Source organism: Neobacillus sp., assembly GCF_031988165.1.
GTDB classification, from domain to species: domain Bacteria; phylum Bacillota; class Bacilli; order Bacillales; family Cytobacillaceae; genus Neobacillus; species Neobacillus rhizosphaerae.
On sequence record NZ_DALZYO010000028.1, the window covers coordinates 46,727 to 68,631 of the forward strand.

Annotated in this window: 20 protein-coding genes; 5 read left to right on the forward strand and 15 right to left on the reverse strand. The window is 38.2% G+C overall.

Features of this window, described 5'->3' with window-relative positions; all coding sequences use genetic code 11:
- Window positions 1-20: 20 nt before the first annotated feature.
- Genes RTR43_RS16920 through RTR43_RS16935 form a run of 4 tightly spaced genes read right to left on the reverse strand, consistent with a single transcriptional unit; the run spans window position 21 to window position 2,749 of the window.
- On the reverse strand, window positions 21-743 hold the full coding sequence (locus RTR43_RS16920; protein WP_312473399.1) for a hypothetical protein: 723 nt from the start codon (window positions 741-743) through the stop codon (window positions 21-23).
- Window positions 740-1,492, reverse strand: coding sequence for a hypothetical protein (locus RTR43_RS16925; RefSeq protein WP_312473400.1), 753 nt, complete (start codon window positions 1,490-1,492; stop codon window positions 740-742). Before RTR43_RS16925 ends, RTR43_RS16920 begins: the two co-directional genes overlap by 4 nt.
- Window positions 1,470-2,372, reverse strand: a complete 903-nt coding sequence (locus RTR43_RS16930; RefSeq protein WP_312473401.1) for an ABC transporter ATP-binding protein — start codon at window positions 2,370-2,372, stop codon at window positions 1,470-1,472. The genes RTR43_RS16925 and RTR43_RS16930 overlap by 23 nt, the downstream gene beginning before the upstream one ends.
- The gene (locus tag RTR43_RS16935) at window positions 2,369-2,749 is read right to left on the reverse strand and encodes a GntR family transcriptional regulator (protein WP_312473423.1); all 381 of its coding nucleotides are present in this window, start codon (window positions 2,747-2,749) and stop codon (window positions 2,369-2,371) included. Before RTR43_RS16935 ends, RTR43_RS16930 begins: the two co-directional genes overlap by 4 nt.
- 196 nt (window positions 2,750-2,945) lie before the next feature.
- On the opposite strand from RTR43_RS16935, the gene RTR43_RS16940 reads away from it, so the two are divergent.
- A complete protein-coding gene (locus RTR43_RS16940) occupies window positions 2,946-4,175 on the forward strand; it encodes an MFS transporter (protein ID WP_312473402.1) in 1,230 nt (409 codons plus the stop codon).
- 89 nt (window positions 4,176-4,264) lie between these two features.
- Here the strand turns inward: RTR43_RS16940 and RTR43_RS16945 are convergent, their stop codons facing one another.
- Entirely contained in the window at window positions 4,265-5,575 is a 1,311-nt protein-coding gene (locus RTR43_RS16945) for a D-arabinono-1,4-lactone oxidase (protein WP_312473424.1), read from the reverse strand.
- Complete coding sequence (locus tag RTR43_RS16950) at window positions 5,575-6,747, reverse strand: amino acid deaminase/aldolase (protein ID WP_312473403.1); 1,173 nt, start codon at window positions 6,745-6,747, stop codon at window positions 5,575-5,577. Before RTR43_RS16950 ends, RTR43_RS16945 begins: the two co-directional genes overlap by 1 nt.
- On the opposite strand from RTR43_RS16950, the gene RTR43_RS16955 reads away from it, so the two are divergent.
- On the forward strand, window positions 6,726-7,040 hold the full coding sequence (locus RTR43_RS16955; RefSeq protein WP_312473404.1) for a hypothetical protein: 315 nt from the start codon (window positions 6,726-6,728) through the stop codon (window positions 7,038-7,040). The genes RTR43_RS16950 and RTR43_RS16955 overlap by 22 nt on opposite strands.
- A gap of 123 nt (window positions 7,041-7,163) precedes the next feature.
- The gene (locus RTR43_RS16960; protein ID WP_312473405.1) at window positions 7,164-8,411 is read left to right on the forward strand and encodes a GGDEF domain-containing protein; all 1,248 of its coding nucleotides are present in this window, start codon (window positions 7,164-7,166) and stop codon (window positions 8,409-8,411) included.
- Window positions 8,412-8,489: 78 nt separating this feature from the next.
- Here the strand turns inward: RTR43_RS16960 and RTR43_RS16965 are convergent, their stop codons facing one another.
- The 7 genes from RTR43_RS16965 to RTR43_RS16995 form a co-directional block, all read right to left on the reverse strand.
- A complete protein-coding gene (locus tag RTR43_RS16965; RefSeq protein ID WP_312473406.1) occupies window positions 8,490-9,638 on the reverse strand; it encodes a hypothetical protein in 1,149 nt (382 codons plus the stop codon).
- Window positions 9,604-10,965 carry a F390 synthetase-related protein gene (locus tag RTR43_RS16970; protein ID WP_312473407.1) on the reverse strand — a complete coding sequence of 454 codons (1,362 nt, stop codon included), beginning with the start codon at window positions 10,963-10,965 and terminating at the stop codon, window positions 9,604-9,606. Before RTR43_RS16970 ends, RTR43_RS16965 begins: the two co-directional genes overlap by 35 nt.
- Entirely contained in the window at window positions 10,958-11,809 is an 852-nt protein-coding gene (locus tag RTR43_RS16975; protein ID WP_312473408.1) for an MBL fold metallo-hydrolase, read from the reverse strand. The genes RTR43_RS16970 and RTR43_RS16975 overlap by 8 nt, the downstream gene beginning before the upstream one ends.
- Window positions 11,799-12,791, reverse strand: coding sequence for an NAD-dependent epimerase/dehydratase family protein (locus RTR43_RS16980; protein WP_312473409.1), 993 nt, complete (start codon window positions 12,789-12,791; stop codon window positions 11,799-11,801). The genes RTR43_RS16975 and RTR43_RS16980 overlap by 11 nt, the downstream gene beginning before the upstream one ends.
- Window positions 12,788-13,945, reverse strand: coding sequence for an ATP-grasp domain-containing protein (locus RTR43_RS16985; RefSeq protein WP_312473410.1), 1,158 nt, complete (start codon window positions 13,943-13,945; stop codon window positions 12,788-12,790). Before RTR43_RS16985 ends, RTR43_RS16980 begins: the two co-directional genes overlap by 4 nt.
- The gene (locus RTR43_RS16990; RefSeq protein WP_312473411.1) at window positions 13,935-14,924 is read right to left on the reverse strand and encodes a beta-ketoacyl-ACP synthase III; all 990 of its coding nucleotides are present in this window, start codon (window positions 14,922-14,924) and stop codon (window positions 13,935-13,937) included. The genes RTR43_RS16985 and RTR43_RS16990 overlap by 11 nt, the downstream gene beginning before the upstream one ends.
- 541 nt (window positions 14,925-15,465) lie before the next feature.
- Window positions 15,466-16,065, reverse strand: coding sequence for a biotin transporter BioY (locus RTR43_RS16995; protein WP_312473412.1), 600 nt, complete (start codon window positions 16,063-16,065; stop codon window positions 15,466-15,468).
- 289 nt (window positions 16,066-16,354) lie between these two features.
- On the opposite strand from RTR43_RS16995, the gene RTR43_RS17000 reads away from it, so the two are divergent.
- Entirely contained in the window at window positions 16,355-17,131 is a 777-nt protein-coding gene (locus tag RTR43_RS17000; RefSeq protein WP_312473413.1) for a GNAT family N-acetyltransferase, read from the forward strand.
- A gap of 182 nt (window positions 17,132-17,313) precedes the next feature.
- Here the strand turns inward: RTR43_RS17000 and RTR43_RS17005 are convergent, their stop codons facing one another.
- Together RTR43_RS17005 and RTR43_RS17010 are read right to left on the reverse strand one after the other, a co-directional pair.
- Entirely contained in the window at window positions 17,314-17,847 is a 534-nt protein-coding gene (locus tag RTR43_RS17005) for a GDYXXLXY domain-containing protein (RefSeq protein WP_312473414.1), read from the reverse strand.
- Entirely contained in the window at window positions 17,840-18,916 is a 1,077-nt protein-coding gene (locus RTR43_RS17010; protein WP_312473415.1) for a DUF2157 domain-containing protein, read from the reverse strand. The genes RTR43_RS17005 and RTR43_RS17010 overlap by 8 nt, the downstream gene beginning before the upstream one ends.
- Before the next feature lie 524 nt (window positions 18,917-19,440).
- Between RTR43_RS17010 and RTR43_RS17015 the strand changes: the two genes are divergently transcribed.
- On the forward strand, window positions 19,441-21,834 hold the full coding sequence (locus RTR43_RS17015) for a M14 family metallopeptidase (protein ID WP_312473416.1): 2,394 nt from the start codon (window positions 19,441-19,443) through the stop codon (window positions 21,832-21,834).
- Window positions 21,835-21,905 lie beyond the last annotated feature (71 nt).

Here is a 21,905-nt window from a genome sequence, read left to right on the forward strand (position 1 = left end):
GTATCAACAAGTGCATCAACCTACTCGGCAAATTGAAGGTTTAAGTTCTTTGGATAGTTTAGTTCTAAGTCTTTCGGGATCCGCAGGTAGAGAATTCTTAGTCCGCCGCTAAATTCAGAATGGTGTTCGCTAAAGAGGGACGGTTCTCCTGTAAATTGTTTGATGCTAAAGGTATTTCCAAATTGCGAAAACTTAATTTCACTTCTCTTTGGATTCAAAAGTGTGAGTTGATCCCCCGCTAGTTCCATACCAGGGAGATTTGCCAGCTCCGTTATTTCCATTCCATTATAACTTGACCGTGTTTGATAAAATTCAGCTTCGATATTACCATCATTACTATTTTTCTTTTCCACGACAACCATTGCGTCTATATCTTCATCTTTGGTGACGGTTAAGTTTAGCTGCTGACCTTGATAGTTGAAATTCCACTTTTTACGGAGAAATTTGCTGCCCTCTTGATTAATTCTTCCCTCAAGAGCTGCATCGTATAAACCTAGATTTTCTCGTTCAAGATCTGTAGTATTCACCCTTTTCCATCCATCCATTATTTTAACGGGTAGGACAGCATTCAAAATTAAACAGATCAATAAGATAGACACAAAGCCGCTTAATATCCAATAAACACGCTGACTGTATGAAAATTTCCCCTTCTTGTGAACCATTTTGTTCCTAGCTCTTGTTGAGATAACCAAGATACCTATAACAATCATTACAATAATAAGAAGTGGTATCATCCCCATCATGACCTAACCTCCCTTTTATTGGACAATGCAAATGCACCGATAAAAAGCAATCCTGCCGACATGATTATTTTGACAATAAATAAAGCTAGGGAGGGCTCTGTAAAGTAAAATTCAAATACCTTTGTGATGACCCCAGTTTTTCCGCTGAGCCCATCAAATATTAATCCCCCGAAAAATGCTGCCGGTAACAAAACAGCAAACACTTTATTGATCTGCACAAGCGTTCCGACCAAATAACCTAAAGCGCAAAATAGAAAGACATACAGAATGGTCGAGAATATGCCGTTGAGGAATTCTATTGGCATATCCCACAAGGTCGTACTTTTTAAAGCAAAATCACTTATAAAGTAATACACAATCACATTGATTAAATAGGTTGATAACATCGCTGTAATTCCACCAATGACGCTTGCGATTAATAAAAATACCGTATTGGATAGATTACTACTGACTCGATTGGTCACAAATATGAAGTCATCATTTCGATATGCCTTTGTCGTAATGACAATGGCTGTAATAAATCCCCAAAGCATCGTAAAGCCCACAACAAAATCAGCTGAAAAATATTTCACGTATATTTGGATACTTCCACTGCTAGTTCCCATGCTTCCAACACCGTTCAAGGAGAAGAAAACGGCAAGTATTTGGATGAAAATAAGTGAAATAAATACCTGACTGTAAGCCTTCAGCTTATAAACATACTGTTTTTTCACAATATCTATCAGACTAACCTTTGTTAAAGACATCATCGATTCCCCCTTTCGTTTTGCTAGTTAGGTAAACACATAGGTCACTTGAAGAAACTGGAGTGATGTCAATTCCGGCAATGCGGGCACTTTGCCATTCTGTTTCAGAGAAATTATTCCTTACGACAACGTACGACTGGTCTGGACCAATACTTTTTGTAAAAATAAGTTCCTGGTTTTGTGTCCATTCATCTACGATGGCAGTCTTCCCCTGGAGTCCAATTGCCCATTCCTTCAAATCGGCGATTGGCATGTGAAGAAGTTCTTTCCCATCTTTCATGAGGAGAATGTCTTCAAGCAAATCCTCAATCTCATTCAAATGATGGCTTGAAATCATGATGGTCCTTGGGTGGGCGAGATAGTCTTTAAGCAAGGCACGGTAAAAATCCTTTCTAACCGCTGCATCCATCCCCGACGTCGGTTCATCAAAAAGTGTTAATGGAACTCGGGCAGCCAATCCTAAAATCATATTAAATGTACTTTTCATTCCCTTAGAGAGTCCTTCATAATGCTGCAATGGGCTTAAGGAGAAATAATCGAAAAGACGATTGGCCAGTTCGCGATCCCAATTTTGATAAAAGCTGGCTGCCACCTCTAACAGTTCCTTAAGATTTAAGGCAGTAGGGATATCCATTTGATCGTGAATAAAAACAACATTAGCTGAGACTGTCAGATTGTTAAAAGGACTTTCTGAAAATACCTTTAGTTCACCAGAGGTTTCTTTCATAAAACCCGCGATAATTTTAAGCAGCGTTGTTTTCCCTGCCCCATTCCTGCCAATGAGCCCAGTAATTTTATTTTCTTCTATGTTGCAGGAAAAATTATTTAACGCCTTCACTCCACCATATGCTTTCGTCAGTCCCTGACACTCGATTACACTCATTTCTCTACCTCCCCTATGTCTGCCGCATTAATCATTTCGATTAATTCCTCTTTGCTTACCTGCAGTCGCGCCGCTTCTATCACAATTTCCTGCACCAATCGTTTTAGGGTTTGATTTTTCCGTTTGGTAAGGATCATTTCTTTGGCATTGCTTGTTACAAACATTCCTAGTCCACGTTTTTTATAAAGAATTTGTTCATCTACCAATATGTTCAGCCCCTTTGCCGCCGTTGCGGGATTGATATTATAAATCTCTGCAAGCTGATACTGGGAGTAAATCTTTTGATCACTTTCAACATTTCCGTTCAATATCTCGTTCTCCAGCCATTCCGAAATCTGCAAATAAATCGGCTTCGTCCCGTCCAAATTGATGATCAACATGGTCCCTCCTTTCTCAACTAGTACATTAGTGTTGTAATGTAGTATATATCAATTGGAAATAAAAAACAATGGCATTTCGTCATTTTTCCAATCAATCTTTTCACATGGTGCCTAACACCCTTTTTCTTTTAATATTTTGACTATTAAGGTATCTTTGAAGGATAAGGAATTTAAAGATCGAGAGGCGCAGCTTATGTGGAGAAACCGAAATGTATGGATTTTGTTAACGGGGGAATTTATCGCCGGCCTTGGCCTATGGCTTGGGATTATTGGTAATTTGGAATTCATGCAGGAGAAATTACCTTCAGATTTCTTAAAGTCACTACTGTTAGCTGGGGGACTGCTAGCGGGAATAGCGGTTGGACCTTATGCGGGCAGGCTTACAGATCAAACTAGTAAAAAAACAGTTATGCTGATTTCAGGATTTGTTCGGGCTGTCAGTGTCATTTTTATGCTCATCGCAATTGCGACTGGCTCAATTTGGTGGATGGTCGTATTTCTAGTCTTGCTTCAGATTTCTGCTGCTTTCTATTTTCCAGCCCTTCAAGCTGCATTACCACTAATTGTCGCGGATAAGGATTTGCTTCAGTTGAACGGCATTCATATGAATGTCTCAACCCTTTCTCGAATTATTGGAACGGCGCTAGCCGGAGTTTTATTGGTTATCCTGCCAATCAGCTTACTCTATGTTGGCTCCCTGGTGGCCTATATGGGGCTTTTTATCCTAACCTGGTTCTTGAATTTTAATGAAGGAAATGGAGAAAAGCTAACAAAGAAAAAAAGTAAAGAAAAAGCTAGCTTCAAGGATGTATTTTCAGTTATCAGGGGTCTTCCAATTGTTTACATGACGCTGATTATGACACTGATTCCTGTTCTATTTCTCGGCGGGTTTAATCTGATGGTCATCAACATCAGTGAACTCCAGGACAGTTCAGCAATTAAGGGCTGGATTTACACGACTGAGGGGATTTCGTTTATGATTGGTGCCTTTTTCATTAAAAGAATCAGTGACCGAAGCTCTCCTTACGTCATTTTGTTTGCATGCTCCTTTATGATTGGTGCCTCACAGCTCCTTCTCTATTTAGCAAGCATTCCGTTAACGACTATCATAGCTTTTATGTTATTTGGATTTTCTGTCGGCTGCTTCTTCCCCACAGCTGCAACCATTTTTCAAACGAAGGTACCAAAGGATTTCCATGGGCGGTTTTTCTCTTTCCGCAACATGCTAGACAGGATTTCCTTTCAAATTGTCCTACTCATAAGCGGCTTTCTATTAGATTTAATTGGCCTGCAGCTCATGTGCGTCCTTTTCGGGAGTCTATCAATCATCATGACTACTATCTTCTATACAAGACATAAACACCTGCAGACACATATCGTTAAACAAGAAAACAGCACAAAGGCACCATTCACTAGCGAATAGAGAATGGTGCCTTTTTTGTCCACTCTTGGAGGACAAATGTACACGGATGGTGCCTGACACCATAATGACACCATAATCTAACAACCTAATTAACAACCTTCTCCAAATAATTCTTTCATATATTCATTTAGGAATAGTTCATGTGGGTCTAGTTCTTCTCTTACTGCAAGGAAGTCGGGGAGCTTTGGATAAAGGGGTAGTAGTTGTTCTTTAGTTAGTTTGTGCATTTTTCCCCAATGTGGTCTTCCTTCATATTTCCTCATAATCCTTTCCATATCACGAAAATAATTCTCATACGGCATCCCTTTGTACATATGGAAAGCAATATAAGCAGAATCCCTTTCATAGGATGGACTTAGCCAGATGTCATCTGCCTTGACAGTCCTGCATTCGATTGGAAAATGTACCCGGTACTTCTCCAATTCGATACACTGCCGAATTTCTTGAATCGCTGCTTTCATATGGTGAAGGGGAATACTGTATTCGATTTCCCTAAACCGAACGAGTCTTGGCGTCGCAAAAAGCTGGTAGCTGTGCGCTGCAATCTCCGTGGTTCCCACACCTTTTGCAGATAGCCTGCTGATAAAGCGACTGCTCCTCGGAAAAAGACGGCAAATCTCAGAGAGGATAAAAAATAAATAGTTTTCAAGTAATAGATTTGTAAAATTGTGCAATGACAATGATTGGGGTTTTTTGGCCGTATTATTCATCGTTTTTATTTGGACAATATTTGAATAAGGAAAGAGATAAAATTCGAAGTGGCGGTTTTGTTCAATGTATTGTTCTAGCTGTGCTTCAAGGCGCGAGTAGTCTATCTTTTGACTGTTATATTCGTAAACTGGACTTTTCGTAATTTTCAAAGTAACTTTGACGATAATCCCGAGACTCCCAAGTGATACAAGGCAAGCCTTAAAATAATCAGGATTGCTTTTTTCCGAGATTACTAGGACTTCACCTGCTGCTGTAACCAACGACAATTCCAGCACCTGGGTTGAGATATTTCCAAATTTCAGTCCAGTCCCATGGGTGCCGGTGGAAATAGCTCCAGCAATACTTTGAACATTAATATCACCAAGGTTTTCCTGAGCATATCCGATATTTCCAAGTGCTTCACCAATCTTAAATAACCGTGTACCACCAAGAACTGTTGCTGTGCCAGCTTGTTCATCAACTTTTTCAACCCCACTTAGCTGGTCAAGTGAAACAAGCCAATTATCTGTTTTTACCAGACTAGTAAAGGAATGCCCAGCCCCTACCACTCTAATCTTTTTTCCTAGCTTTGCTGCTTCAATGACAATCTCGCAAACTTCGTCAATCGATGATGGATAAAGGAGCTTTTCAGGAACACTGTCAAAAGTATGAGCCCAGTTTTTCCATCTTCGGCCTTGCACAGTTTTTATCATAGGAAACAGGCTCCTTCCCCTCGATAGGTCAAATAGTAATCCATGACTTGCTGGTCAGCCACACAGACGATCTCCTTAAAGCGTTCACATATTTCGCCAGCCTTTGCTGGCCGGAAAATAATGGCCCCACCCATTTCCAGCGTTTCTTTTTCAAATAAGACAGGCGTTTGTACCTCGCCAGCTCCTTCAAATGGCAACAACCTGCCACCAGGTGGATAAACAGGCTGAGGATTTTTTTCCTCGCCCGGAGGTCCGGAAGCAATATAGCCGCCACCAAGACACGTATAAATATTAGGGGCAGGCTTTCTTACTACAGGTAAGGCAAAGTATAAGGCCGGATTGAAGCGGAAGCTTCGATAGTAGTCAAACAACAACGGCGCATAGAAACCCGATCCAACAGTAACCTCTGTGACGATATTTTCCTTTGAAGTGGTATGCAGACTTCCTGTTCCGCCGCCATTCACAAATTCAGGTGCCAAGCCTTCACTGTGGAGCACCTGAACGATTTCCCTCCTCCTTCGTTCGATTTCAGTAATTGATTTCCTTTTCAGGTAAGCGATCAGGCTATTTTTTATCTTTTGGGCTGGTATGGTGTCGCCAACTCCAGCAATTTGGGCTTCATACCCCATAATTCCAAGGAGCTGTAATCTCGAAGAATCCTTGATTTTCCGTGCAAGCTGAAGAACCTCTTTTTCATTTTTTAGAGGTGAACGCCTTACTCCAAAATGCAGGCTTGCGAACTTCGTGCTCATATCAACATCTATACACAGATAAAATTTACCGTTTGCTTCCAAGGCAATCTTTTCAAGGTGGTCAATATGTTCTAGCGAATCGACCATACAAATAATTTTCTTCCCTTTGCGATTGAGAGAGGCAATTTGAAGAAGCGCCTCCCTATCCCAGCAAGGATATCCTAGCAAAATATCATCAAAGCCCTTTTCTTCTAGAAAAATGGCTTCATTGGGGCTGTAGCACATTAGCCCTTGGAAAATGGGATTTGATTGGAATATTCTTTTCAAAATGGGAACTGATCGAATCGATTTGCTGGCGATTCGAATTTGTTTCCCGTTTGCCTTTCTAGCAATTTCCCTGCAGTTATCATCAAAAGCCTGGACATCAAGCAGTAAAGCAGGAAGTTGAATCTCCGATGCAATGGTTTCAAAACGCAACAACAACACCTCACTTTATAAATATGAGAAGAGCTCTCTTCGATTATAAAACATTAAACATACTTTATGAAATTAATTTACATAAAATTCTGAATTTAAGAGATGCAGGGAACCGTAAAAAAGGTGTCAGGCACCACAAAAAGACACTTGTCCACGAGCGGTGCCTGACACCATTGCCACTATTTACACAATACTTGCCATGTGTTTCATATTTAGCTTTGGGCGAAGCAGAACTTCCAAAACCTTCAGGGGGCTATGAATTTTTGCCAATTTTTTCGTTATTAAAAAAATAATTCGTTATCTTCAGGAAATTTTGTACAATAGATTATATAGAATCCTTTATTACAATCATATTCAGATGATATAGAAACTAACTTCAAGAGAGAATTTCTATTATAGGAAGGGAATTGAATGTTATGTTGAAAACAAGGTTATACGAACTATCGTTATTTCTTACTGCTGTGGCCATAGCATTTTCTTCATCGGAAATTTTGGCAGACAACACCAGCTTTATAACGGCCATCATTGTATTCTGGTTTTTCTCCACTCTATATTTTCGTCTTCGGGTATTCTATAAAAATGGCAATACTAATATTGAATATGGAATTAGCTATGATTTATCCTTTATTTTATTTGCCGGACCGTTGGGCTTGTTCATCTTGGAGACCATTTATCGATTTACTGTTTATTTTTATCGAAAATGGAAGAAAATCGCTGACCCTAATGAATTCTTCGATACTTTTTATAATATTGGCACCTTTGTTATAACTAATTCATTTGTCTATTTTCTGTTCCAACACTTTCATTCGAGTTTTCAATCTTTCCCCTTTGGCTATTGGGTTTTACTCTTTATATTAGTTTGTATTTCTTCTTACATTTCAGGAGCAATTATGGTGTTATTATTTGTTACTATCGGAGAATCAGTAAGCTTTAAAGAGGGAATCGACTTTATTTTTAAAGATATAAGTTTTCTTGACTATGGGAAAGTGGCGATAACTAATGGTCTATTATTTCTTTTTCTCCAAGAGGGAAAATGGGAAATGATAATCAGCCTATTTATTTTAAACTACATTGTTAATCTTTCGTTTTATTCAAAATCTCAAAGCATCCAAAACAAGCTAGAACGAGATCAGTTTGAGCAAATGGCCTATACAGACTTTTTGACTGGCGTCTTCAATCGCACCTTCATGGATAAAAAAATGGAGGAGTTAAACCAAACTAGCGAGAAAATCGGTATTGTCGTAGCCGACATCGATAAATTTAAAAGAATTAACGACAGTTACAATCATGCTGTAGGGGATAAAGTTATCCAGCACTTTGCTGCGACACTAAAAAGCTTTCTAAGTGAAGATGATTATCTGTTCAGAAGTGGCGGTGAGGAATTTACTCTTTGTCTTAGAAAAAGAGATTTTAGTGAGACAGCGGATTTGATTAATAGTATCCTACGTGGAGTTGAAAAAAATTCCGTGGAAGTAGAGTACAATGGGGAAAAAACCTCCATTTTCTATACAGCATCATTCGGGCTCTATTTCTATAAAATTAACGAACTCACCTCAATTGAAAAAGCCTATATCCAAGCAGACGAATTAATGCTCCAATCCAAACAATGTGGAAAAAACCAAGTATCGATAGTAAACGGCCTAATAACCAAAGAATTGGTATAACTAGAAAACTCTTTTCTAATAGATTATTGCTAATGGAAAAATAACAGGTGAATAACACGCTGTTATTTTTAACAAACATTAAAATTCCATTTTTATAGCCATAGGTTCTACTACTTTATCCATAACAAGTTTTAAAAAGTTCCATACAAACTTGGATGTGAAAGAAAGATGTTCGTTGTAATAAAATGTGTACTCAATTTCTTGAATTGAACCGCGATTTCTTTTGAAATCTCCTGCACCTGCACTGAAATGTCCGATATAATTTTTATCCAATACCTCGTAGGCAATTAATAAGGATAAAAGTCTATACAAACCTTGTGATTTTCCTTTATCTAACTTGTATCCAAGGATAGGGGTTGTAAGTACGTTGTTTCTATGGAAATACCCTATCACTCCGTCAATTGAATCATCTTCGTTTTGGAGAATTTTAAAGTTCATTAGGTCATGCTTTATTGCATTTGAATAATATTCAGTAGTAAATTGCGGATTATGTTCCGAATACTTATGAATGTATAGCTGATTGTATAATTGTTCAATGACAGGGATAAAAGATTCGTCTGCCTTTGTAGATTCACTAACCGAGTAGTTACTTTTTTTCATAAAGCTTTCGTCGTTAAGGAAATCCTTTTTTTGTCTTCTGCTTAACGATTTAAAGTGCAACGGTTCAAATAGATAAATAGAACGCGACATGATTTGCTTGTATTTATTATTTTTGAATCCATGAAACATTTGTTGATGCAACCTTTTATTAAGTGAGCGAAACATGAGCGTGTAAGTTGGGAATTTGATACTCAAAAACTTAGTAATTCTTTCTATTTGCGACTCCGAAAGAGGGAAATAAAGATTAGTAGAAAGAAACCAATTGTTGATTATGACTACGCGATTTATTCGAGTATGTCTTAAAAAGAAACCAATACCATCGATACATTTTGACAATACTTTTTCTAACAAAGGCTTCTTTAATTCCCATAATTCCTCTTTGGCGTAAGAAATATAATGGGTATAGGGAGAACATACATATGAATTCTCAAATTCTTTCTCATTCACGGTAACAGGGATGACCAAATCATCGATTTCCAGTAAGTAAACAGATGTATTAACGTTTTTTATGTAATGATTTATTCCGTATTGCAGAATGGGGGTAAAATAATTTTTTACATATTCACCGTCTCTTTTACTGTCCCAATCTATGTTATTTATAGTGTGAATATCGTGAAGTTGAATCATTTATAACGCCTCTCATTTCGTTCTCTACTCGTTTTAATTTTTTATCTGATGGAGCAAGATCATAAGGAGCAAACTGGATGGTAGGCGTGACTAAATGATGATGTTCCCAAATTTTAAGCAATTCATTCATAGCATCTTGTTTAACTGATTCATCATTGTTGTTTATTTTTAATTTAACTTCGATCGTTTCCAACGTTTTTTGAGTTACTTTGTATTCCGTTATTTCACTTGAGGCGAACATAATAGCTCGACGAATGAAATCAGGAAATAAAGGGATTAGTTCACCACTTTTCTTGTGCAATCCATAGAATAAATCATCGCATCTACCATCAATTCGCTCTAAGGCAAGAAAATGAGAGCCACATGGGCAGGGAGTTTTTCTTTCTATTAAAATATCGTTTAATCGATAGCGTATGATTGGTTGTGTAGTACGAGTAAAATCAGTAATAATGGGAATAAAAACACCCTTTTCTTCATCTAAGTACTCCTTTTGCACGACCACTAAATCTTCATTAATGTGCAGAGTTCCATGTTTGCAAGTAGCTGCTAAAAAACCTTCTGTGCATTGATACACTTGATGCAAGGTTTGATTGAATATATCCTCGATAAATTGTTTATCAATATCTTCTAATACTTCCGCTACCGAAACTATTTTCTTTGGTTTAATGTGGATTTCTCCGTTTTTTTGCCATTCGGCTATTTTTCTTAGAATAGATGGAGGACCTATCATGATACTCGGCTGAACTTGGTTTAGTTTATGAATATGTGATAAAAAATCATCCAATAAATCAAAAAAATGAAAAGAAATACGTTCGTTTTCAGTGGAACTGTAAAGGTTGTTATTTGCCCGCAAGAAAAAAGCTATACGATGTCTCCCGAATATACTGCCAGGAAGAACTTTTGCTAATATTGTTCCAGCCCACAAAGCACTTTCTTTATCAGATACTAAAAAAACTCCCCTGTTACCGCTAGTACCAGAAGATAAACCTACTGAAATATCTCCAATTTTAGGAGAAAAGTTTCTTGTTTGTTCAGCTTCAAAAGCTACTTTTAATGCATCATCCTTTTTAATACCAACAGTATTGAAATCATCAAAGTGCTCCATCATGGTTGATTTTTCGATTATCGGTAGGGAACTCCAATGATTTTGTTTTAGATCTTCTTGGTTGTTTTGGTAGTATTGATGGAAGAAAGGCGAGTGCTTGATGACGAATTTAATGTGTTTTCTGATTCTTTTATTTTGATATGATTCTAGCGCTGTTTTGGACGAAAATTTCCTGCCATATTTCGTTAAAACATATTGCTTTAATATTGCTAGTTTATTCATAGACAAAACCTTTCTTGGCTAAATCCCATGTTTTTTGACAGTGAGTTGGGAGAATATCAATATCCGGGATTGTTTTTGATAAGTGATGTAGTTTGTGAATATTTTCAACATATGATTGTTTATTGGCAATCAATAAATTTGCTATAGGATGTGGAAATATTAACTCCTGGTAAGATTCGCTCAACCAGACTGCATCTGCACAGAGAAGCACTCTTTTACCACTCTCAAGTCTAATAAAGATGCCCAATTGCCCTATTGCATGACCTGTTAAGTCGACAGCTATTATAGAATCATCGCCAAGAACTGAATATCCTGTATCAAATTCTCCAAAACGATCATTTAGTGTCAGCGGGTCTGTATGATCAATAAAGGAAATTCTTTTACTTAAATCGAATGGTAATAAGTCTAATAAGCAACCTTTTGTTAATGCTTTAAATTTACTTAAATTCTTAATATCTTCATACGCTGCTTTAAAACTTAAGATATTGGCATTCGGAAAATCACATAGTCCAGCTGTGTGGTCCCCATGAAAATGCGAAAGTATGATTGTTTTAATTTGTTCAGGATCTATGCCATCGGTTAACAATTGATTTTTAATAGATTGTTCTTCTGAAAAGTAAACAGGTGTTAATTTAGCATAAATGGAATAAGGGAATTTCTTTGTTGCTTCTTTAAAGGCTGTTGAGTAACCTGTATCAAAAAGAATATAACCGTGGGCGGGATGCTTTAATAATGCCACGGTTGCTGGAAATGAGATAGGTTTTAGACCACCTTTAGGATTTACAATTTTTTCTGGGTGAGTGCAATAGCCAGTTTCATAAAGTTTCAGCATGTTAATTTCCATGTGTTTCCCACCATTTCACGAATTCGTGAATTCCTTCCTCGATTGTAATTCTCGGTGTATATCCTAATTCATTTTTTGCTTTTTCGATGTTCAAGGTTTGAGACTTGGCTAATACACTAACAGAATACCGGGTTAAGACGGGTTCTTTACCAGCTAAGAACAGCAGAGAAAATCGTTCTAGATATTTGGCGATTGTAAAGGCCCTTTCGAAAGAAATGTTTTTATATTTGAATGATTTTCCTAACATCACCATTACTTGTTCGATTACATCATATAGGTTGATACGAACTCCGTTTGTTATATTATACTTTTGCCCTAATGTTTTTTCTTCCGAATGCATGCATAATAACAATGCATCCACGACATTTTCTACATAAGTAATATCTACTTGAACTGAGCCAGTACCAACTTTTGGGAAGAACCCTTTTTCACACACTTTAATTAAGCGTGGTAAGATAGCGTTATCGCCCGGTCCAAATAGTGCTCTTGGGCGAATAGTAATGGTGGGCAGTCCTTCTTGAAAAGCCTTGTCCATTTCAAGTTCTGCTAAATGTTTAGTCTTAGCATAATGATTAACAAATGCTTTTGGTAGGGGGTCGTACTCTTTTACATCTAATCTTTCATCAAAATTAAAGTAAAGGCTGGGTGTTGAGACATGAATTAAACGATTAACATCCGCTCGTTTACAACCTTCGATCATATTTTGTGTCCCTATAACATTGGAATGAAAAAAATCTCGATATTTACCCCAAGGAGAAGAGAGGGCTCCACAGTGAAATACAAAATGTTGTTCTTTACATAATTCCGCTATTTTCGTTTTGTCTTCAAGCGAACAAGGAACAAAATGGACACCGTGTTTCTTTAAGGTTTCTCCAATAGCAGTATTACGTCCTATACCTGTAACTTCATAACCCATTGAGACTAAACGAAGAGCTAATTTTTGCCCTAAAAAGCCTGTAGCACCTGTTACAAGTGCTTTCATGTGATCTCACCATCCCAAGAAATATCTAAAGTTGATTGCTCTGTCATGGTTAAATTATTCTTTTTGCTATCTTTCCACAGTAAAAACATACTTACAAACTGATAGAAGAATGGACTAATATCAGTTAAGCGAAAAGTAATATCACGATGAGTAAGTAATGTTTTCAACCATTTAGAAAAAGGCTTATTTAATTTCCAATTATCGATCGAGTAAGCGATCAAAGCTAAAGTAATAGCTTCTTTTGTTGAAAAATCCGGATATAAAGTATCAGTATTTTTTCCATTCAGACAAGTAATTAAATTTTTGTCAAATAAGTGCAAGCCACTTGTAGCCCTTGGATTACATTCAATCGGGATTGCAATATTTTCACTATTTACAATGAAATCAAACGAGATTTGTCCGGTGAAATTTAAATTCTCTACGATGGCTTTCACAAATAATTCAATGTCTTTTCTTTCTGTATAGGAAAAAGAAATGGTTGCTCCGATACCAGCAGTAAATTCTGTTTTGTAGACTGAATGTGCGAGCAATTTACCATGCTTTGCTACACCATAAGAACAATATTGATTGCCTTCAATTCGTTCTTGGGCAATCCATGTTGAATCAATCATGGTGGGCAGGGATACAAATTCGTTTTTATGCAGGAATAATACTTTATCGGAAAATCTTGAGAAAATTCGTTTTAGTACCAGTTGATCTTTAAAGAATTCGTTAATATCTTCTTTTGTGTTATTTTTAGTTAGCTTAAGAGTTTTGGGTGTTTTAAAACCCAGACTATTAACATATTCAATAAAATCGTATTTATTGTGAAGAAGTTCCATTTTATCGAAGTCGCCCACGAGCACTTCGCAATAAATAGATAGCTTCTCTTTATGCATAGAAATATAAAAGCTTTCCTCACAAGTTGGAATCAATATATCTATTTGATTTGTCTGAATGATGTTTAAAAGCGAGAATATGTATTCAGATGAATTCTTTTTAGGAGAGGGTAAAAGAAAAAAATCATTGATAGAATTTGAAGTTTTAGCTAAGGCATATGAAATGCTATCGGCTGCAAAAACTTCCATTCCACTTTCCTTTAATATTCTACATAAATGTAAAGCTACAGGCGCTCGTGCACCAGTAACTAACACCTTTTTTAAATTAGTATTCAAGGATGATTCCTCCAATAGATACACCGGCAGATGTTCCTAATAAAAGCAATTTATCACCTCGTTCTATTCTTCCTTGTTTAATAGATTCATGCAACGCCATTGGAATGGAGGCAGCAATGATATTACCGTAATTTTCAATAATGTTCATAAATCTAGTTTCATCAACGTTTAGTTTTTTTCTAATAATTTTCATTGCCGCTGCACTTGCTTGGTGGGGAACAACCATGTTTATATCATTCATCGACAAATTAGTGTTTTTAAATAGCTTCTCAATAAAACTAGGAATCAATTTTGAAGATAATTTAAAAATAGCCCGACCGTCCATATCAAATAAGAAATCATTTTTTGTTTTTTCACTATGTTCTCTAGGATGAATTTTTGTTCCTCCACCGCGAATTTCTGAAAGGTGGGCTCCTGCACTGTATGTCTCCATATGAGATGAGAGAATTCCAGATGTATCTTCTGATTTTGTTAAAACAACTGCTACGGCTCCATCACCGAATAAAATACTGCTTTCACCTTGTCTCCAATTGATGCCAACTGATGAGATTTCAGAGGAAATCACTAATACGTTTTTGTATCTTCCTGCGTGAATGGCATACGAAATCATATCTAAAGCAGTAACAAAACTCAAACATGTAGAATTAACGTCGAAACAAGCAATTCCAGAATGTTGAAGTCCTAATTGTTTTTGGATTAAAGAAGCATTGCAAGGAAGGGGTTGTTCCATTGTTCCGCTTCCACTGATAATACAATCGATGTCATCATAGTTTAAACCCGCATCTTTCAGAGCTTCTTTGGCGGCTTCTGAGCCCATAAAAGAGGTTGTTTCATCTTCAACAAAATGTCTTTGTTTCACTCCTGATTTACCTTCTGACCATCCAGTTTTTGCACCAATCATTTCATCAATTTTTGCTGCGGTGACAATTCTTTTTGGTAAATACGACCCAATTCCAAGGATTTTCACATTACGTTTCATTTATGTACCTCTTAATTCAAGATTAATTAATATATTAATAAAATATCAAATTAAAAATAGAAAAAGTTAAGAAATTCAAAATAAATTAGAAGTTCGTGAATAAATCAAGAACAAAAACGCAAGCGTCCGTTTAGCGGCGTATGGACTGGAGTACTTCGAGTGAGTATTGGAAACACGGTGAGCGGTAGCGAACCGATGTCGACTTATCATAGGGAGTCGCTTGAGGTACACTAGCCGCTGTGCGCTCCTCGAAAAAGCTAACGCTTTTCCTTCGTGCGAGCTAACGCTTTCGAAGCGTACTCTTATGGAGCTGAATTTAGATAAACTAATTTTCAAGTTCTCCACAATGTTTAATTTTGTAATTTCCTAAACGATTAAAAAAGGACAGAGAAGGCTCTGTCCTTTTGTCATGTTCCAAAAGAAAAAAAACAAGTTCATATTATTTGTTGGGTGTGAATTCAACAATAGTTTTAATAGAATGTTTGTGTAATTTTATTTCCTCTATTTCCAGTGAACCCTCTTGTTCTTGGTGCCTGACACCTTAGGATACCCTTTTTAGATTTTTGAATTGTCCTTTTGATAGGACGGTTTTTTCTAGCCGGTGAGCCATAATTCCTGCACAGACTGCTAAGATAATATCCTTTGGCAGCGGAGCAACCATCCACAACCAGGCCATTTTGTAGGTAAATCCTTCTGGTGCATCCGCCCAAAGCTTATAAGCATAATACATCCAGTTTGTTCCGAAGAGGTAATTGACGGCCATTCCGATTAAGGAGGCTATGATAAAAGCCGCCAAAGTTTTTTTCCTTTCCACCACTTTCCCAATGATAAAAGCAGCAAAAATATACGAAATGATAAAGCCAAAGGTCGGTCTAAAAATGATTGAGAGTCCTCCGTAAAAATCTGCAAAGACTGGTGCTCCCACCATACCTAATAACATATAAACAACCATCGCAATCGCGCCCAATCGACTCCCCAAAATTAATCCTGCTAAGATAGCAAAGAAGGTTTGTAGGGTGATCGGAACTCCACCTACACGCAAAAATGGAGCAATCGTTGTTATGTTTGCCCCAATTGTCATTAGCGCCACGAACATACCAACAAGTGTTATATCAAGTGCCCTTAACTTCATTCTTTTCATTCTCCCATCGTAAATTAAAATGCCATAAATATAAAATAAATGGTTTAGAGGTTAATTGTCAACCATAAAATAATTTTGGTTAACAATGAGTTTTTTGATGATATACATTTGAGTATCCAAAAAGGAATTTGTTTTACTTGCTATTTTTGTTCAATAAATACTAGAGATTTCTCAAAGGCCTATACATTATCTTTAAAATATTGTATAAATCCCCCTTCATTTTTATTAAATATATTATTATGGATATAACAGGAATCTTTAAGAGAAGGTAAACGAATAGGAGGCTTTTATGAACAGAGAACAGATGCTTGACCTTTTTAATAAACATATGCGGATTGAGATTACCTATCCTGGGCATCGCGTTGAAAGGACCGCCACAGTTATTCGACAGATATCCTCGACAAACGAACCGGGTTTCGTCCTTTTTTCTCAAATGGATGAATCTAACGTAGACGCGGTCATCGATGAACAAATCAGCTATTTTTCTAATTTAAATCAACCATTCGAATGGAAGGTATTCGATTATGACCAGCCGAAAAGCTTAAAGGATAAGCTTCAGGCAAGGGAATTCACCATCGAAGACCAAGAAGCCCTGATGGTATTCGATTTAACCGAAGGCGAACAACTAATGAACATGCCTGTGCAGCCAGAGATTAAAAGAATCACCGATGAACAAGGCATATATGAGATCGTCCAGCTGGAAGAAGAGATTTGGAATGTAAGTCACCATGAGTTAGGAGAACGTCTGGTAAAAGAATTACACAACCATTCATCAGGATTGCATGTTTATGGGGCCTTTGTCGCGGATAGAGTGGTCAGTGCTGCCTGGATGTACCTTCACGAAGGCACTCCATTTGCAAGCCTATGGGGAGGATCCACACTACCTGAATTTAGGAAGCGAGGTTACTACAGTTCGCTGCTCGTCATTCGTGCTCGTGAGGCCGCTTCAAGAGGATACCATCTATTAATGGTCGATGCCAGCTCTATGAGCCAGCCCATCCTCGAAAAACAAGGCTTCCAATGCCTAGCCTACTCAACACCTTGCATGTCACAAGCATTCGAATAGAAGTTATTAGCAATTATCATATCGATAAATTCGGCTAAAACGACAAAAAAGGATTGGGCCTTTTCAAGGCACAATCCTCTTTTATCGCATGGGTGTCAGTTACCGTATGTTGTTTTTGTATAGTGTCCACCCCACACGGACAATTGACCACGGATGGTGCCTGACACCTTCTTAATTACACTCTATTTTTTCATTTCAATGCCAGTCAAGATGGCGTAGCCGTTGTTGACTTTGGCTTTTGCCCATATTTCACCTTTGGTAGACGCCTTTTCCCATTCTGTTCCGGTATTGTCCTCGATATAATATTTATCAAGGCTGTACTTGATGAAAGCAACTTCAATTCCATTCCGATTTGTACCAATAAAGTCTAGGTTTCCTTTTAGAAATATTCCCTTTTCTGGTTTATGGAGAGTAACCTTAACAGGGGTATGGACTCTGTTCTTTTTCTCCAAAAGAACATATACCACTCTATTACGCCCCCATCCCATTGTTTCATCGAGCACTTCCTGTTCCACCAATTGTTTCGGGACTTCTTCTGCCTCATATCGTAGAGTCACATAATCGCCTCGGAATACGTCGGATGGGTCAACCGGTATGGTTTGCAGAATAACTTCTTCGCCTTTCACCAGTGTTAGAAGAGGATGAACACACATGCCCAGAAGAATCAGCACCGGTACAGAACAGGCCAATATCAACCGCTTCGTTCGTTTATTCATGAACGCCCTCTCCTTTCCTCCTTTGTTTTTCAAAATAAAAACCAAAGCCGAGCAAGAGGACTCCTCCAATGATAAACACGAACGATTTTGGTAAAAAGGCAAACGAGATATCCAAGTAAAAACGGAAAATCATCACACATAGGATGATGATGCTGAGCAAGCTTCCCTTTTTTATTAAGTAAAAAAGAAAGAGGAGATAGAGCAGTGAAAAGGCAATATACATCCACCCTACTTGACCAGGCCATGTGTCCTCAAAAGATAGCAAAAGAGCGGCAACTCCATGGACGAGGTATCCTAAAAATACGTACACCTCTCTTATTTTTCCTCTCAAAAAGACAAGACCAATGCCGATGGCTAAATAGATTAAGCCATGCACATATGGATAATCGAAATACTCGAACCTATAGATAAAATAGCTAATGATAGTGCCAATAAAAGCAAGCAATGTTAGGCCATTGATAAAGCCTGTTACTCTTGAAAAACTGATTTTCTCATTTAAATAATATATTGCTGCGATCCAAACAAGAATCCAGAAGGGGATGACTTCTCCTTGAAGATAAGAGCTGTCTAAGATGTGAATAAGAGAAAAAACTGCTGCCGCCAATAGAATCCATTTATCACGAAGCACCCAGGCCAACGGTAGAATACCAAGCGACCACCATAAAAAGGCCTCCTGAATACTTCCCCCAATATGAAACATCTGTTCAACTAGAAAAATACCGGCACCGAATACGAGTACACCAAGATAATAGAAGCTTTTTGACGTCTTCGGATAATTTCTTTCAAGCTTAAATCCAGTAAAATTACAGCCAAAAAAGATGCCAAGAATCAGAAGAAATTTGAGTGGCTTTCCAATCTCACCCCAGTTACTCGCGATGAAGCTAAGAATTCCGGCCCCAATTAATATCGAACCCACATAGAGGAGCGTTTTCGTAAAGGATGGCTTATCCCTTACTTCATACAATGCTTGAATCTCTTCGGACTTTTCAGTTGGAATAACCTGTTTTTCAACTAAATAATGAAGCTCCTGCCTTAAAAAGTTTAACTCATCCTCTTTGACAACACGCATGAAAATTCCACCCCCTTCATTTAATCTATTCATACACAATGCAATAAATCATAATTTCCCTAGCACAAAAAGGATGAAATATTTAAGGGATCCTTCAAGCATATTTTATCAAAAAATGGTGTCAACCACATCAAAGCTCAAAAATTTTGTCCACCAATAGAAGACAAATGTCCATGAGTGGCGCCTGACACCATAGTTGTTGTAGCACATAATTACCCAAGAATCGACAAAATCCAACAGAAATAAAAATAATGTCACGACTAGATTTTCCTTAAAAGATATTACAAGATAAGTTCGTTGTTTACCTCCATCCCAAACGGAGTTTTAACTCTCAAGAGTCATAGTACTTTTTAATAGATACAAAAAACCTACTAATTTTTATATTACTATTTCTTCGATCTCTGAAATTTTTGTAGGACGAAATAGACTTTCTCCTTTGATTTTATGACAAAATATTATGAAAATTAAAATTATAATAAACTTGTATCAAAATTTGATGATATTTTTGGAGGTGCTATTATTACGTGAAGAAAAAACAAAAATGGAAAAGAAGTTTAATGGTCATGACCGCGATAACCGGACTGGGTTTCTCCACATTTTACCCTGGTCTAAGTATTCCAACTGCAGCGGTCGAACAGCCTGACCAGCCGCTGCCTGCCGAGGAATCTGTCTCAATTGTTCAACTAGTAGTACCGAATGATAATGCCAAGGACAAGCTTCTTGAGCTTGGCATTGACCTTACCCACAATATCGAACAACACGACGGTGTCTATGAAGTCGATGCCGTTGTCACACCATCTGAAATTGCGATGTTAAAGACTTTTGGCATCAATGTTAAGGATACCCTGATCACAGAAAACCAATGGAATGCTAGAGCAGCAGAGCGGCAATCTGCAGTTCAACTGCAAGCTAGTTTGGCAGCTTCTGAGGATACACTTAAGGTTCTTCGGGCCAATCATTTTACGAATCAAACCGCCACATTCCTCTATCTTGAAGTGAAATCGAGTGCCGGAGCGACAGCAAGCACAGCACTTAAAGCAACCTGGACCGAGAACGGCGAGGAAAAATCCGCAACTCTTTCTAGATTGGTAGATTATGGTGAATATTTATATCACTATTTGCTTCTGCCAGTCAGCGCAATTCCTTCATCAGTAAAAATTGATAGTAACCTTGGTGGAACAGCTTCAAGTTCTGTTACAGAATGGCTGGGGAAAGAGCCGAAACATCCAAAAACAGATTATGTCACAGACTTTGTTGACCACTATATGGCACCAAATGAATTATATGTGCGAGCGGAAAAACTAGCGAAAGAGTTTCCGAACTTAGTAGAAATCATTGATATGCCGAATAAAACAAACGGATATAGACGTCTTGCCCAGGCAACCATTGGCAGCACGACCAATACCTCGGTAGTCGTTTCCTCTAAAGCATGGGGCCATGAAGGGGGCAACGATATATCGGTAGAATTCAAGAATCCTGGAACCAATAACTCTCCACTAAAAGTGACAGTGGATGGTAAAAAGATTTTTGTAGATTTAGCTACTGATTCGTCAGGCAAAACGACAAGTACTGCCGCACAAGTGGTCAGCGTACTAAATACCAATGCAAGCCAACTTGTCTCCGCGACTACATATCGCGGTAATACTGGAGCAGGTGTTGTCGCACCAGCGACTGCGAAATTAACGGATAACCTTAAAGCACCTGCGGACGTTTCACGTGATCCGTTTACTGTAAAAGCCATCCGAATCGGGAAGCATCGTGACGGTTCCAAGCCAGGTGTTCTTGGTTACGCACAGGAGCATGCCCGTGAGTGGGTAACACCGCTCGTGACTATTGAAACAGCTGAACGACTGCTTCGCAACTATGCCCATGATAGTGAAACGAGAAAGCTTGTTGACAACTTGGATATTTTCCTTGTTCCGTCGGTAAACCCTGATGGTGCCAATTACAGCTTCAATGATTACAATATGCAGCGGAAAAATATGACCAATCACTGTGGTCCTACAGCATCTGACCTTGGAAACCGTAATGCTTGGGGAGTTGACCTGAACCGCAACCATTCTGTTGGCTCTATATTTGATGGATATATTGGTGCATCAGCAAGTTGTACCAGTGAAACTTACGCTGGACCTGCGGAAAACTCCGAGCCGGAAGCAAGAAACCTTGTCTGGCTTGCTGACAAAAATCCGAACATCAAGTTTGCGATGAATATTCATAGCTATGGCGGCTACTTCATGTGGTCACCTGGTGCTTATGATGCAAAACGTGTAACATTACCTCGTCCGACTGCTGGACAGGAAGCCTTCTATTGGGCTGCATCTGATCTCATGTTAAACGACATTCAGGACCACCGTGGAACGGTCATTTTACCAAGCCGTACCGGTCCAATTCCTGATGTACTGTACTCTGCAGCAGGTAACTCCGCAGATTACTTATGGTATGAAAAAGGGATTTACGCCTGGAACTTTGAAGTAGGGGCAGATTTATGGAATAAGGATACGAAGAGATGGCAGGCTGTTGGATTCCAGCCATCGTTTGCAGAGGGTCATGAAGAGGCAATGGAATTTTCTAACGGTTTGATTGGCTTGATTAAAGTGGCCTACAACAATGCGAAAGACCATCAGAAGCCTTCCTCAAAAGCTACACCTGGAAACGGTAAATACACAGGCCCAGTTGAGGTAAAGATTGAAACTAGCGAGCCAGCTACCGTTTACTATACACTCGATGGCAGCCGTCCAACCTTCCAATCTGCAAAAATTAATTTAAGCGGAACACGTGAATTTGCTGAAACGTTAAAAATTAATAAAACAGCAACCATCAATTATTTCGCTGTTGATGCAGCAGGTAACATTGAGAAAAATTACAACCCGCTTGGCAACGGGAAAAACTATAACTCTGATACGATTACAATTAAGTAACTGAAAGCAAATGGGTTGATCCTGCGGGGTCAACTCTTTTTTTCGGAAGGTTAGTAAACTCATCTAACTTT

What these genes read in the sequence shown, in the direction of transcription:
- RTR43_RS16920 (WP_312473399.1), bottom strand. Translation starts at nt 743, where the DNA reads ATGATGGGGATGATACCACTTCTTATTATTGTAATGATTGTTATAGGT.
- RTR43_RS16925 (WP_312473400.1), bottom strand. Translation starts at nt 1,492, where the DNA reads ATGATGTCTTTAACAAAGGTTAGTCTGATAGATATTGTGAAAAAACAG.
- RTR43_RS16930 (WP_312473401.1), bottom strand. Translation starts at nt 2,372, where the DNA reads ATGAGTGTAATCGAGTGTCAGGGACTGACGAAAGCATATGGTGGAGTG.
- RTR43_RS16940 (WP_312473402.1), top strand. Translation starts at nt 2,946, where the DNA reads ATGTGGAGAAACCGAAATGTATGGATTTTGTTAACGGGGGAATTTATC.
- RTR43_RS16955 (WP_312473404.1), top strand. Translation starts at nt 6,726, where the DNA reads ATGCAATGGTTTCAAAACGCAACAACAACACCTCACTTTATAAATATG.
- RTR43_RS16960 (WP_312473405.1), top strand. Translation starts at nt 7,164, where the DNA reads ATGTTGAAAACAAGGTTATACGAACTATCGTTATTTCTTACTGCTGTG.
- RTR43_RS16965 (WP_312473406.1), bottom strand. Translation starts at nt 9,638, where the DNA reads ATGATTCAACTTCACGATATTCACACTATAAATAACATAGATTGGGAC.
- RTR43_RS16970 (WP_312473407.1), bottom strand. Translation starts at nt 10,965, where the DNA reads ATGAATAAACTAGCAATATTAAAGCAATATGTTTTAACGAAATATGGC.
- RTR43_RS16975 (WP_312473408.1), bottom strand. Translation starts at nt 11,809, where the DNA reads ATGGAAATTAACATGCTGAAACTTTATGAAACTGGCTATTGCACTCAC.
- RTR43_RS16980 (WP_312473409.1), bottom strand. Translation starts at nt 12,791, where the DNA reads ATGAAAGCACTTGTAACAGGTGCTACAGGCTTTTTAGGGCAAAAATTA.
- RTR43_RS16990 (WP_312473411.1), bottom strand. Translation starts at nt 14,924, where the DNA reads ATGAAACGTAATGTGAAAATCCTTGGAATTGGGTCGTATTTACCAAAA.
- RTR43_RS16995 (WP_312473412.1), bottom strand. Translation starts at nt 16,065, where the DNA reads ATGAAAAGAATGAAGTTAAGGGCACTTGATATAACACTTGTTGGTATG.
- RTR43_RS17000 (WP_312473413.1), top strand. Translation starts at nt 16,355, where the DNA reads ATGAACAGAGAACAGATGCTTGACCTTTTTAATAAACATATGCGGATT.
- RTR43_RS17005 (WP_312473414.1), bottom strand. Translation starts at nt 17,847, where the DNA reads ATGAATAAACGAACGAAGCGGTTGATATTGGCCTGTTCTGTACCGGTG.
- RTR43_RS17010 (WP_312473415.1), bottom strand. Translation starts at nt 18,916, where the DNA reads ATGCGTGTTGTCAAAGAGGATGAGTTAAACTTTTTAAGGCAGGAGCTT.